Here is a 12,125-nt window from a genome sequence, read left to right as displayed (position 1 = left end):
GTGGTGGGAAACGTCGTCCGGTCCACACGACGACCAGGGCCACCGCCGCCAGGCAGAGCGGGCGGTGCCGACGGTGTAGCCTCGGTATCCGGGAACAGCAGCTTCATCAACTGGCGAAGAAACGCCTGAAACTGCAGGTAGGCATCCAGCGTCTCAATCAACTTGTTGAGAATGCCCTTGAATAAAGGGTCACCCAATTTTTCTCGATGCTCATTCAACTTGTCGCGCAAGCCCTGGGCCGTCTGGGTCTTGGACGTTTGCGTGGCGTCAAACAGTTCATTGAGCAGTTGCCTGACGGCCGCAACCTGCGCAACGGGCGCGACAGCAGTCGACTCCGCTCGCGGTGCGTCCGGCGCAAAACGCGCGCCTCCACTTCCCAGCCCTGAAACACCTGAATGCCACATGCTCAGCCCTCTCCAGTGATTGACGAGCCCGAAGGGCCCTGACTCGCTCAGTGGTGAGGCGGTTGTCGGCAGTTCCATACCGCGCCTGTCAGCTCGCGACTTCTGTGCCGTGAGCCCTTTCCCGATGGGCAAAAAAAAGCCCCTCATACGAGGGGCTTTTTGTAGAGCGCCAAACCATCAAGTCATCTGAATGATGGTCTGCATGATGGTGCTCTGGGTGGAGATGGTCTTGGCGTTCGCCTGGTAGTTGCTTTGGGCCTTGATCAGGTCCACCAGCTCGTTGGTCAGGTTGACGTTGGAGTTCTCCAGGGAGTTGGACACGATCGAGCCCAATGTGCCGGCCTGCGGGGCGTCATAACCCGGCTGACCCGATGCGAAGGTCTCTTTCCAGGCAGTGCCGCCCGATGGCTGCAGGCCCTGTTCGTTGTTGAAGCTGGCCAGGGAGATCTGACCGATGGCCTTGCTCTGCTGGTTGCTGAACGTGGCGAACAGAACGCCGTTGCCATCGATGTTCAAGCCGGTGATCTGGCCGGTGGCGTAGCCATCGGTGACGGGCGGGTTGCGATAGGTGGCCGAGTTGTACTGGGTAATGTTGGCCATGTTGATCGCGATACCAGTCGGGTTGGCCGTCGCCCCATTCGCCTTCCATACACCATTGGTCACGGTGCCCGGGGTCCAGTTGGAAATGGTCAGTGTTGTGCTGGACGTGGTGCCGGTGACAATCCCGGTAAGCTTGCCGGAGCCGTCAAAGCTCAAGGTCGATGCGACGGGCGGCGTCGAACCGGTGCCGGTAGAGGCTGTGCCGTCAGGGTTGCGACCATCGATCTGGGTGTAGGACTTCCAGGTATTGGAATCGGTTTTCACCAGGTACTGCACCATCGGGTGAGCGTTACCCTGGCTGTCATACAAGGTGGTGTTGTATTGAGTGGTGAAGGTGGTCGAGTCGGTTGGATCAAACGGCTTGGTCGTCTGGTCAATCACCGGCGACGACGAGTTCAGGTTACTCGTGGAGTCGACTTTGGTGGACGCCTTGGGTGGCAGGTTCGACAGGTTCAGTTGCAGGTCGGTCAACTGGCCCTTGATGATATTGCCGTCGGCGTCCGCACCGTAACCTTGCAGGCGCGAGGTGCCCGTGTTGTTGGTGATGAAGCCGTCTTTGTCGGAACGGAACGTACCGCTACGGGTATATTCCAGCGAACCGTCACTGCCCTTCTGCACGAAGAAGCCGCCGCCCTGGATCGCCATGTCCAGGATACCGCCGGTGTTGTTGACGTCACCCTGGGTGAACTGCTGGGACACTGCCGCCAGGTTCACACCGCTGCCGACGCTGTTCTGGCCGGTGCCGAGCTTGGACGCCGCGTAGATGTCGGAAAATTCCGCACGGGACGACTTGAAACCCGTGGTCGCGACGTTGGCGATGTTGTTGCCGGTCACGTCCAGTTGTTTGTTGGCCGCATAGAGGCCGCTAAGGCCGATGTTAAAAGACATGTTTCTCTCCTTCTGCCGTATTTAGCCGGCTCTATGTACCGATAGTCTGAATTTGCGACTGCTTGATGCTGGTGCCGCCGGACAGGTTGAGCATCATTTCGCCGCCGGTCTGGCTGAGCGTGACACTGACCACCGTGGACGGCAGAGACGTGGCCAGGGCCACCGAATCACCCGCGTCATTCTTGGTGGTGGCCGTGAAGGAGTAGGTCCCGGCGGGGGCCACATCACCACTGCTGTTCTTGCCGTCCCAGATAAAGCTGGCATTACCGGCGCTCTGCGCGCCCATGTCGATCGTGCGCACGGTATTGCCGTCCTTGTCAGTGATCTTGACGGAGACGTTGCCCACCGCCGATGTCACTGCCACGGAGCCGGTCATGCTCTTGCTGGTGTCGACCACCGTCTTGTCGGTCTGTGTAATCACCGAGCGACCTACCAGCGACGACGCCTGCAGCGCTTGCGAAGACGTCACGTTGGTGGAGATGGACTTGACGGTATCGTTGAGGTTATTGATGCCCTCAAGGCTACTGAACTGGGCCAACTGGGCCACGAATGCACCGTTGTCCTGGGGCGACAGCGGGTCCTGGTTCTTCAACTGGGTCACCAGCAGCTGCAAAAACGCATCTTTGCCCATGGCCTGGTTGCCGGTGGCGGCATCAGCAATGGTCGACACGTTGTTGGTACTGTCCTTGACCTTGGAGTTGAACAGGTCCTGAACCGCGGTGTTGGTAGAAGTGGTATCAACAATGGCCATTATTTGGCGCCCCTTATCACTGACCCAGGGTCAGGACCTTCTGCATCATGGTTTTGGCGGTGTTCATCATTTCCGCGTTTGTCTGGAACGAGCGGCTGGCGGAGATCATGTCAGCCATTTCCTCAACCACGTTGACGTTGGGGTAGTACACGTAGCCCTTTTCGTTCGCCGCCGGGTGGTTTGGCTCGTAGCGCGCTTCGAGGTTGCTCTGGTCTTCAACCACACCGAGCACCTGCACGCCCTGGCCTGCGCCATCCTGGTTCTGGAACAGCGAATCGCTGCCGCCGCTCTGGCCGCCCTGGAACATGGTGGCAAACACCGGGTGGCGGGCGCGGTAAGTCTGGTCAATGCTCGACGACACGGTCTCGGCGTTGGCGATGTTACTGGCGACGGTGTTCAGGCGCGTGGTCTGCGCGCTCATGCCACTGCCGGCAATATTGAAAACACTGGCTAAGGACATGGCTTACTCTCCACGCAGGGCTGACATCAGCCCTTTGAATTTGCTGTTGAGCAGGGTGAAGCTGGCCTGGAAGTTCACCGAGTTCTCGGCATAGGCCGATTGCTCCAGCTGGGCGTCGACGGTGTTCTGGTCGATCGATGGCTGCATCGGCGTGCGATACAGCAGCGACTCATCACCATTGCTCAGGCCTTGCGCTTCGATATGACGGCTGTTGGTCATGTTCAGGGCGAAGGTGCCGTTCTTGGTCTTGTCCTGCTGTGCAGCGAGCACGGCGGAGAAGTCCAGGTCCCGAGCCTTGTAGTTCGGGGTGTCGGCGTTGGCAATGTTGTTGGCCAGGACTTCAGCGCGCTGGGCGCGAAAGCCCAGGGCTTGTTCGTGGATACCGAGCGCTTTATCGAAGCTGATGCTCATGGCGGAAACCTTTAGGCTGACCTGCTTTTCGTAACAAGGTCATAGCAAGGCGCATGCCAGTTTGCTTGAGGCCCGTAACTCAAGGGTTTGCGGGGAGGTTGCCGGCGACAATGCCAGAAAAGCGGCAACGTCTTTCCGCGTGGCGCCAGTAAAGCGGCAACCGTGATTGCCGCTTGTGCACGAAGGCGGCAATGGCAAAAAAAGGTTGCGTTGGGGGTAGCCGATTTTTAGACCGCTTGTCTGCACTGTTATTTCTGACAGTTACGCGGCTGCGCGAAATGCCTTATTGGTCAGTCACCCCAAGACGCGCAAGGCAGAGGTTCACATGTTGACTATCCCGGCCCCTACATTCAACGAACAAGACGCGGTGCGCCCCATCCCGAACCTGGACCCCGCTCGACTAACCAGCGAGTACACCAGGCTGACCTTCAACTTTCCTGTCCTGGCAGGCGATTTTTTTATACTGGCGCTGAACAGCAGCGTCCTCGGCGGCACCTACAACCAAAGCTTCAACGTTGCGCTGGATGCTCCATCGCTCGCGATTCTGATCCCCACACGCTTTGTCACGGTGAGCGCGGGCACCACGGTGAGTTTGCTGGCGCGCCTGCAGCGGGGCGGGATAACGTCCTATGCGCCGAACGCATCAGTTAATATCGGACGCCTACCCATAATAGTCGTGCCAACCCCCACAATCCGCTGGGATTTCAACAACGATGCTTTCCAAGGGTGGGTCCCCCAGGGCATTTACGTGGGCGGGCTACTGCAGGTCACTAATGCACAGGTGGTGGTTAATTTGCCCAACGCGGTGCCAGGCGTATCCCACATCATCACCCGCCCAGTGCCGGTGATTGCCGGGCGCACCTATGACTGCTCCTTCGAGGTGTCGGGAAACCTGCCATCACTTGATAACTCAACGGTGTGTTTAACGATGAATGGCAGCTCAATCGGCCCTGACGTAACGCGCCATGCTCAAGGCGTCATTCAAACCGGAACCGGAACGTTCATCGCGCCAATTACCGGCGACGTGCGGCTGGGTATTCTCAACAAAACCGTACCCGCCGGGCCGCATGGCCTTTTGCTGGATAACATCCAGATGACCATCAGGCCCTGAGCAATGTCGCGGGTGTTAACGCGCAAAAAAAGGACGCCTTTATGGGCGTCCTATTTTGTGCAAGTACCTGTCATTTGGCCTGGTAAATGATACCGGGGCTGCACTGCACCATCTGGTAATGATCCGGCAGGCCGTTCAGCGCTTCGGAAGCGCCGAGGAACAAGTAACCGCCGCGCTTGAGCGTGCCGTGGATGCGCAACAGGATGTCCTTCTTCACTTCGGCCGAGAAGTAGATCAGCACGTTGCGGCAAAACACCATGTCGAACTTGCCCAGGCTGGCGTAGCTATCGAGCAGGTTGAACGAGCGAAACTCCACCCGGCTCTTGATCGGCGCCTTGATCGCCCAACGCCCTGCGCCCTTGGGGTCGAAGAAACGCTGCAGGCGTTCCTGCGACAAACCACGGCCCAGCGCCAGGCTGTCGTACTCGCCGGTCTTGCAGTTGGTGAGCATGGTTCCGGACAAGTCGGTGGCGACAATTTGCGCACCCGCTTTCAGCTGGCCCATGTTGGTCCGCTCGAACTCGTCGATGGACATCGAAATCGAGTACGGTTCCTGCCCCGAAGAACAGGCGGCCGACCAGATACGCAAACGCTGGCCCGGCGCGGCCTTGATCGCCTCCGGCAGCACTTTGCTCTTGAGCACTTCAAAGGGGTAGGTGTCGCGAAACCACAAGGTTTCGTTGGTGGTCATGGCATCGACCACCATTTCCTTGAGCCCGCTGCGCGGCTGCCCTTGAATACGCTGGACCAGTTCTCCCAGGGACTTGATGCCCTGCTGCTCCATCAGTTTGTTGAGACGGCTGGATACCAGGTACTGCTTGTTTTCACCGAGCAATATGCCACAGGCTTTTTCCAGGAAGACCCGGAACTGTTCGAAATCCAAATTACCCGTAGACAATGATACCGCCTCTTAAATCGTGTGACCGCCAGGGGAAATCCCCCTAGCCGTGATCTGCTGCCTTGATCCGGTCGACTACCCGGGATGCCAGGTCATCAGGGCGAAATTTGGCCAGAAAGTCATCGGCACCGACTTTCTTGACCATCGCCTGATTGAATACGCCCGACAACGAAGTATGCAGGATGATATGCAATTTTTGCATGCGTGGATCGTTGCGTATCTCGGCCGTGAGGGTGTAGCCATCCATTTCCGGCATTTCAATGTCGGAGATCATCATCAAGAACTCTTCTTCAGGCTTTTTGCCCTCATCCACCAGCTTGCGCAAGTAGTCCAGGGCCTGGCGACCATCATTGAGCGCCACCACATCAACACCCACCGTTTGCAGGCAGCGGGTCACTTGCTTGCGCGCCACGGACGAGTCGTCCACGGTCAGCACACGCAACGACACGGCCTTGTGCGCGGTTTCGGCATCCACCACGCCCACCGAAATGGTTTCCGAGGTGGGCGCGACTTCGGCGAGGATCTTCTCCACGTCGATGATTTCAACCAACTGGTTATCGACCCGCGTCACCGCCGTGAGGTAGTGATCGCGTCCGGTGCCCTTGGGCGGCGGATGGATCTCTTCCCAGTTCATGTTGACGATGCGTTCCACCGAGCGCACCAGGAAACCCTGGGTCTTGGTGTTGTACTCGGTGATGATCACAAACGGGTTCTGACGGTCCTGCAAACCCGCCGAACCGGTGGCCATGGCCAAATCAAGAATGGGGATGGTCGCGCCCCGGATGCTGGCCACGCCACACACCACAGGGCTCGACTTGGGCATGATGGTCAGCTTGGGGCACTGCAACACTTCCCGCACTTTAAACACATTGATGCCGTAAAGCTGTTTGCCGTCCAGGCGAAACAGCAGCAACTCCAGGCGATTCTGCCCTACCAGCTGTGTGCGCTGGTTTACTGAATCCATTACACCTGCCATGCCCAGACTCCTACGCTAAAACCTTTGGGGGTACGACGCGCACCCGACACGAAACGGCACGAGCTTTGCTATTTGTTGGTCATGGATATTAAAACGACAGTTTCCCGACGCCTTCATTTCCCACGGTACCGCAGATTGCTCTGCGTCCCGATGGCATTGCTTGCGTTGGGCCTGGGCGCCACGGCCCGCGCAGACAACGTCACCTTGCCTGATCTCCTTATCGGCGTCACTCAAGGCTTTCTTGAGTTCACTGTAGAAGATTATCTGGCGACTACCCAGACGCCGGGGCGCTATGAAATCCAGGTCAACCAGCTGGACCCGCGCCTGCGCATGCCCATGTGCGACAAGGAATTGACAGCCTCTCTGGAAAGCCCCGCCCAGCCCATCGGGCGCGTAACGGTGAAAGTACGCTGCGAAGGCGCGTCGCCGTGGACCGTGTTCGTGCCGGCGCAGGTCAAGCTGTTCCGTGATGTCGTAGTGGTGACACGGCCGTTGAAACGCACCGGCATCATCGGTTTCGACGATGTGGCCCTGCGCGAACGCGATATCAGCCTGATCAACCAGGGTTACCTCACCGCCATCGACCAGGCGCTCGGGCAGAAACTCACCCGCCCCATGGTGACCGACCAGGTCATTACCTTGGTCAACCTGGAGCAGGCCGAGGTGATTCGTAAAGGCGACCAGGTGGTGATTACCGCCAGCAGTGGCGGGCTGATGGTAAAGATGCCGGGCGAGGCGCTGTCAAACGGCGGCATGAGCGAACAGATCAGGGTCAAGAACCTCAACTCCAACCGTGTGATCAAAGCGCAGGTGACGGCACCGGGGCAAGTCGAGGTAGCATTATAGTGACTGGCATAGGACGCCCGCATTTCCTACACTGTGCGCCAGACGCCCACATGTGCAGGTTTATTGTCAATCGAGCCTAAAGTTTGTCCGGGTATGGCCGAAAACATGGCAAGCGTCCAAATACCCAGAGGTTTTTTTATCATGGTCATCGATTTCAGTCGTTTGAATAACACCCCGGCTTTGCCCGGCAACACGCGCACCAGCGGGGCCAAGGACGGCGTAGAAGCCAAGTCCCAGCCAGCGCCTGCGGCCAAGGCAGAACAGGCCGTCGCCAGCCAAAGCGGGGAATCCGTACACCTGAGCAATGAGGCTCAACAGTTGCAGAAGGTCACTGACTCGCTGCGCGACCAACCGGTGGTCAATAAAGCCCGTGTGGCCGAATTGAAACAGGCCGTCGCCGATGGCAGCTATAAAGTCGACAGCAACCGTGTAGCCAGCAAGCTGCTTAACTTCGAAGCCGAGCGCTAGGCAAAGGCCTGCGCAGGGCTTTTGGACGCTTAACACCCAAGGCCAGCCATGCACCACGACGAACATTTGCTTCAACTGATCATTGATGATCTGGCGCCGACGCAACATTTGCTCGCGCTGCTCAAAGAAGAATCACTGGCCCTCTATGGCCGGGACATGCGCTTGCTGGAAGAAATCCTGGCGAGCAAACAGTCGCTGATCGTGCTTCTGGAACAACACGGCAAGAAGCGCAGCGAGATTCTTGTCAGCCTGGGCCTGCCCGCTGACCACGACGGCCTCGCTCAATTGGCCAGCCACTCCTCGGTCGGCGATCAGTTGCTGACGCAGAGCGCCGCACTCAATCAATTGCTCGCCGAATGTCAGGAAGCCAACCTGCTCAACGGTCAATCGATCCAGCTTCAGCAAGCCACCACCGCCAACCAGTTGCGTATACTCCACGGCGGAGAGCCTCCGGCCCTCTACAACGCCCAAGGCTCCACTTCACGCCTGGTAAAACCCAGCACCCGCAGCCAAGCCTGACGCCAGTTCACAGCGCACCTATCCAAGGCGCGCTACATACTGGCAAAATGCCGGTTCTTGCGTGTAGTCGTATTTTGTCTGGAGATGGAAGAACCGTGTTCAACGCCCTTAATGCGGAAGATGCCCCGCAGCCACCCAAGGTCCTCACCACGCCTCTGGAAATCGCCGGCACTTTGCGGATGCTGCAAGAAAGCCATGACCCTCTGATCATCACGTTCCACGAGCGCAGCCAGCGCTTTCAGAGCTATCTGGTGGACATTGACCGGGACAGCAAGACGCTGGCCCTGGACGAAATGGTCCCGCGTGACGGCGAACGCTACCTGGAAAATGGCGAACCGTTCCGCATCGAAGGCTTTCATGACGGTGTGCGGATCGCCTGGGAAAGCAACGGCACCCTGACCATCAGCGAAAAAGACGGCCACCGCATTTACACCGGCAGCATGCCCGACGAGGTGGTTTACCATCAGCGCCGCAATGCTTTTCGCGCGGCGCTGAAGCTGGCCCAACTGGTGAGCATCGAGCTGGGCGGCGAAAAACTCAAGGCGCCGATCAGTGGCAAGTTGCTGGATATTTCCGCCACCGGCTGCAAATTGCGCTTTGAAGGCGACATCTCCGAGCGCCTGCAACTGGGCCAGGTGTACGACCGCTTCATCGCCGCCCTGCCCTTCGGCAGCATGACCACGTCTGTCGAGCTGCGTTACCTGCACTTCGAAGACAAGATCAACACCACCTTCGCCGGTGTGCGTTTTCACAACATGAGCGGCCTGGTGCAGCGCCAAGTGGAACGCTTTGTGTATCAGTTGCAACGTGAAGCACGACGTTTCGACAAAGACGACGACCTTTAAGCCTTAAAGATCGCGGCAAAAAAACGGGCAGATCCTGATGGGATCTGCCCGTTTTTGCATTCAGGGGCGCGCCCTGCTCAGGTCATGAGGGTGGTCGTCCGGCCCCAGAGGCTCTGGCGGCCCGACGAACGCCGGCTCATCCGCTGGTGATGGTGGCTCCGTTTCAGGCGCCGGGTCCGGGACAGGATTTTGCATCTGCTCCTGCACCACCGCCTCGTCCACCCGTGGGTCCAGGCAAGCCACCAGCGGCGAGTTGGACATGCTGTCAGGCATGGCCACGTGGTGCAGCGGCGCATCGTCCACCTGGTGCAGGTTGGTGACCGCCTTCGGCCGGATGCGCCACACCAGAATCAACGCACACAGACTGAAAAAAGCGTACAGCATGTGACTGCCAAACAGCTTCATCGCCACACCTGCCAGCAGCGGCCCGACACTGGCGCCGATGCCGTAGGTCACCAGCAGCATGGCCGTCAGCGACACCCGGCGATCGCCTTCCACATGGTCATTGGAAAACGCCACCGCCAGCGGGTAGAGGCAGAACTGCACCAGCGAGCACAGGAACCCCGCCACAAACAGCACTTCCAGCGGCACCTGCGTCATGATCGCCAATGGCAGCGCCGCCACCGCCAGGCACAAGGCAAAGCAACGAATCAACAAGGCGCGGTCGTAACGATCCGACAACCAGCCCAATGGCCACTGCACCAGCAGACCGGCAAAAATGCAGCAGCCCATAAACAGACCGACCTGCTCAGTCGTCAGCCCTTGCTGGGAGGCATACAGCGGCGCCAAACCGTAGAAGGAGCCAACGATCACGCCCGCCCCCAACACGGTGCTCAACGACTGCGGTACCCGCTTGATAAAGAAGCGCGGCTCCATCGGTGCCGGGTGCAGCGGTGCCGGGTGAATGCGTCGGGTCATGGCCACCGGGACCAGGCACAGCGCGAAGCACAGCGCGACCAGCATCAGCAGTTCGAGGCCCAACTGTGGGTGCATCACCAGGATCAGTTGCCCCAACACCAGCCCCAGGTACGACGCGATCATGTAGCCGCTGAACACCAAACCACGCTGCTTGGCCTCGGCCTGCTCATTGAGCCAGCTCTCGATGACCATGTACTGGCACATCATCCCCAAGCCCACGATCATCCGCAGCACGATCCACGCCGGCAGCCAGTCGATCAGGCCATGGCCCAACACCGCTGCACCGACGATACCGGCACAGGTGGCATACGCACGGATATGCCCGACCCGGGCGATCAGGCGGTGCCCGATCTTTCCGCCCAGCACCAGCCCAAAGTAGTTGGCCGCCATCAGCGCACCCACCCACAGGCTGTCGACATGGTCGGCCGCCAGGCGCAAGGCCAGGTAAGTACTGAGCAGGCCGGAGCCAATCAGCATCATCAAGGAGGCGAAATAAAGGGCTCGAAAAGATTTCCAGATCTGGCGCATCGGCGTTCCGAGCGGCTCCTTGCAGTGAGAGACAGGGCTATCGGCATGATAGTCCGGGGTTGCCGGGTCCGGACAGGCGATGTGCGCTGTTTCCGGGGAATATTTTGCTTACTGGCTCAGACGCTGCCTGACCGCGTGCGGGGTACACACTTTGTTTAAATATCCGTCGCACCTGCTGTGAACCCTGATCACCGGCAAGGTTCGACCGGTGTTGAGAGACAGCCACAAAAAAGCCCCGCCAGAAAGGTCTGGGCGGGGCTTTGGATCTGGTGTCCCAGGGCCGGTTCGAACGGCCAACCTTCCCCTTAGGAGGGGGATGCTCTATCCAATTGAGCTACTGGGACAAATGACAGCCATCACGCCAAGGGCGCGTCGATGGACGGCGTGCATGTTAACGGCCAGGGTTGGTTTTGTCATGTCGTCCGTGGGCTTTTTGAGTGTAGGCCGATCCTCGTTCTGACGGGGGTTGCCTCACCACGCAAACACGGGCTCTCGGCCTCATCGTGCAAATTGCACTCCCCTAAAATGCCATCATTGCAAATTGCAACGACCAAGCGCTTTAAAGTAGACTCAACTCATTGATTTTATTGAACTAATAGATTGGCACGAGACCTGCAATACTTCTCCTACAACACCATCCAGCCAGGACATTAAGCGGAGAACATGACCATGAACAGTGCCCTTCTGTTAGCCCTCAACGCCGTGGCCCTGGCCGCACTGGTGATGTTCCACTTTCAATCGTCCGGCAGCGATGATACGGCTCAAATCACCCAGCCAGTACCACACCATCTGCAACAGCGCCCGCAATTGGCGGTGATGACGCCCAACGCGCAATCGCCAGTTCACCTGACCCAAGGCACCCAAGCTGCGCCCGCATCCGAACATTGGGTGTTTTAAGGAATCACTGATGAGCAAGACCGCCTGGCTATTTTTGTGCCTTACCATTGCGACCGTTGTCCTGGGCCTGAACGCGAGTGCCGAGGATGGGCAAACCACCGCATTCATTGCCGCAGGTGTGTCTGCCGGCTTACTGTTTCTGACCCTCATCGTGGGTCGCCGAATCAAATTTGACCCGGTTTTACGCTGAATCCCCCTCCTCCCTGCCCTACCTTATGTCGCCTCACACTCGTAAATCGGCAAATTGCCACTAGTCTAAAGATTAAGGGCAAAAGGCCACTTTGCGCTAGGATGTGCGGCCTCGCACCCTGCTGCGGCCTGGTTTTTCGGAATAGTTCCCACCGGGACCATTCCGTTGAAAAGTTTTCCAACCAGTCCGCAAAAATGCAAATCAGTGCTGGCATAAAGCCTTTAGGCAGTTCAATATTTGTCACAGAATTGACGCCAAGGAACTGTCAAATCTGAGGCATGATGCGGCCTCTTTGCAATTCGGGTTGAACTTTGGTCGTGAGCCTTGTCTTAACACTCATCTTGCGGCCAATTCCAGAAACCGCTCCCCTGAACTAACCGGTTAAATATATGCGCCCATTGAAACAGGCAATTTA

The 12,125-nt window shown here is 58.4% G+C and carries 14 protein-coding genes, 1 tRNA gene and 1 pseudogene; 7 read left to right on the top strand and 9 right to left on the bottom strand.

The window, feature by feature from the left end:
* The 5 genes and pseudogenes from WBB95_RS02810 to flgB all read right to left on the bottom strand — a co-directional run.
* Positions 1-404, bottom strand: a pseudogene (locus tag WBB95_RS02810) (hypothetical protein); the annotation flags it as partial.
* Between the two features lie 177 nt (positions 405-581).
* Positions 582-1,892, bottom strand: coding sequence for a flagellar hook protein FlgE (gene flgE / locus WBB95_RS02805; RefSeq protein WP_424486192.1), 1,311 nt, complete (start codon positions 1,890-1,892; stop codon positions 582-584).
* 31 nt (positions 1,893-1,923) lie between these two features.
* Positions 1,924-2,643: a flagellar hook assembly protein FlgD gene (flgD, locus tag WBB95_RS02800; protein ID WP_424486191.1), complete on the bottom strand. Its 720-nt coding sequence runs from the start codon at positions 2,641-2,643 to the stop codon at positions 1,924-1,926.
* Positions 2,644-2,659: 16 nt separating this feature from the next.
* The gene (gene flgC, locus WBB95_RS02795) at positions 2,660-3,103 is read right to left on the bottom strand and encodes a flagellar basal body rod protein FlgC (protein ID WP_424486190.1); all 444 of its coding nucleotides are present in this window, start codon (positions 3,101-3,103) and stop codon (positions 2,660-2,662) included.
* Between the two features lie 3 nt (positions 3,104-3,106).
* Positions 3,107-3,514, bottom strand: a complete 408-nt coding sequence (gene flgB, locus WBB95_RS02790) for a flagellar basal body rod protein FlgB (RefSeq protein ID WP_010208346.1) — start codon at positions 3,512-3,514, stop codon at positions 3,107-3,109.
* Between the two features lie 325 nt (positions 3,515-3,839).
* Between flgB and WBB95_RS02785 the strand changes: the two genes are divergently transcribed.
* Positions 3,840-4,625, top strand: coding sequence for a hypothetical protein (locus WBB95_RS02785; protein ID WP_424486189.1), 786 nt, complete (start codon positions 3,840-3,842; stop codon positions 4,623-4,625).
* 70 nt (positions 4,626-4,695) lie between these two features.
* On the opposite strand, the gene cheR is transcribed toward WBB95_RS02785, so the two are convergent.
* Together cheR and WBB95_RS02775 are read right to left on the bottom strand one after the other, a co-directional pair.
* Positions 4,696-5,523: a protein-glutamate O-methyltransferase CheR gene (cheR, locus tag WBB95_RS02780; protein WP_424486188.1), complete on the bottom strand. Its 828-nt coding sequence runs from the start codon at positions 5,521-5,523 to the stop codon at positions 4,696-4,698.
* A gap of 43 nt (positions 5,524-5,566) precedes the next feature.
* The gene (locus WBB95_RS02775; protein ID WP_424486187.1) at positions 5,567-6,499 is read right to left on the bottom strand and encodes a chemotaxis protein CheV; all 933 of its coding nucleotides are present in this window, start codon (positions 6,497-6,499) and stop codon (positions 5,567-5,569) included.
* Positions 6,500-6,580: 81 nt separating this feature from the next.
* On the opposite strand from WBB95_RS02775, the gene flgA reads away from it, so the two are divergent.
* From flgA to WBB95_RS02755, 4 genes are all read left to right on the top strand, one after another.
* Positions 6,581-7,345, top strand: coding sequence for a flagellar basal body P-ring formation chaperone FlgA (gene flgA, locus WBB95_RS02770; RefSeq protein ID WP_424486186.1), 765 nt, complete (start codon positions 6,581-6,583; stop codon positions 7,343-7,345).
* 141 nt (positions 7,346-7,486) lie between these two features.
* Positions 7,487-7,813 carry a flagellar biosynthesis anti-sigma factor FlgM gene (flgM, locus tag WBB95_RS02765; protein WP_424486185.1) on the top strand — a complete coding sequence of 109 codons (327 nt, stop codon included), beginning with the start codon at positions 7,487-7,489 and terminating at the stop codon, positions 7,811-7,813.
* A 48-nt stretch (positions 7,814-7,861) separates the two neighbouring features.
* The gene (locus tag WBB95_RS02760) at positions 7,862-8,332 is read left to right on the top strand and encodes a flagella synthesis protein FlgN (protein WP_424486184.1); all 471 of its coding nucleotides are present in this window, start codon (positions 7,862-7,864) and stop codon (positions 8,330-8,332) included.
* Positions 8,333-8,427: 95 nt separating this feature from the next.
* Positions 8,428-9,177, top strand: coding sequence for a flagellar brake protein (locus WBB95_RS02755; RefSeq protein WP_424486183.1), 750 nt, complete (start codon positions 8,428-8,430; stop codon positions 9,175-9,177).
* Positions 9,178-9,237: 60 nt separating this feature from the next.
* Here WBB95_RS02755 and WBB95_RS02750 read toward each other — a convergent pair whose 3' ends face one another.
* Both WBB95_RS02750 and WBB95_RS02745 read right to left on the bottom strand, forming a co-directional pair.
* The gene (locus WBB95_RS02750) at positions 9,238-10,623 is read right to left on the bottom strand and encodes an MFS transporter (RefSeq protein WP_424486182.1); all 1,386 of its coding nucleotides are present in this window, start codon (positions 10,621-10,623) and stop codon (positions 9,238-9,240) included.
* Positions 10,624-10,890: 267 nt separating this feature from the next.
* Positions 10,891-10,967, bottom strand: a tRNA-Arg gene (locus WBB95_RS02745).
* Between the two features lie 325 nt (positions 10,968-11,292).
* Here WBB95_RS02745 and WBB95_RS02740 point away from each other — a divergent pair.
* Together WBB95_RS02740 and WBB95_RS02735 are read left to right on the top strand one after the other, a co-directional pair.
* Positions 11,293-11,520 (top strand): hypothetical protein, encoded by a 228-nt coding sequence (locus tag WBB95_RS02740; RefSeq protein ID WP_424486181.1) that lies wholly within the window; start codon positions 11,293-11,295, stop codon positions 11,518-11,520.
* A 10-nt stretch (positions 11,521-11,530) separates the two neighbouring features.
* Complete coding sequence (locus WBB95_RS02735; protein ID WP_424486180.1) at positions 11,531-11,710, top strand: PA3371 family protein; 180 nt, start codon at positions 11,531-11,533, stop codon at positions 11,708-11,710.
* Positions 11,711-12,125: the final 415 nt, after the last annotated feature.

It is taken from the genome of Pseudomonas sp. (assembly GCF_049645325.1).
GTDB lineage: Bacteria > Pseudomonadota > Gammaproteobacteria > Pseudomonadales > Pseudomonadaceae > Aquipseudomonas.
The sequence above is the reverse complement of the archived record's forward strand: the minus strand, read 5'-3'. Positions and strand labels throughout refer to the sequence as shown.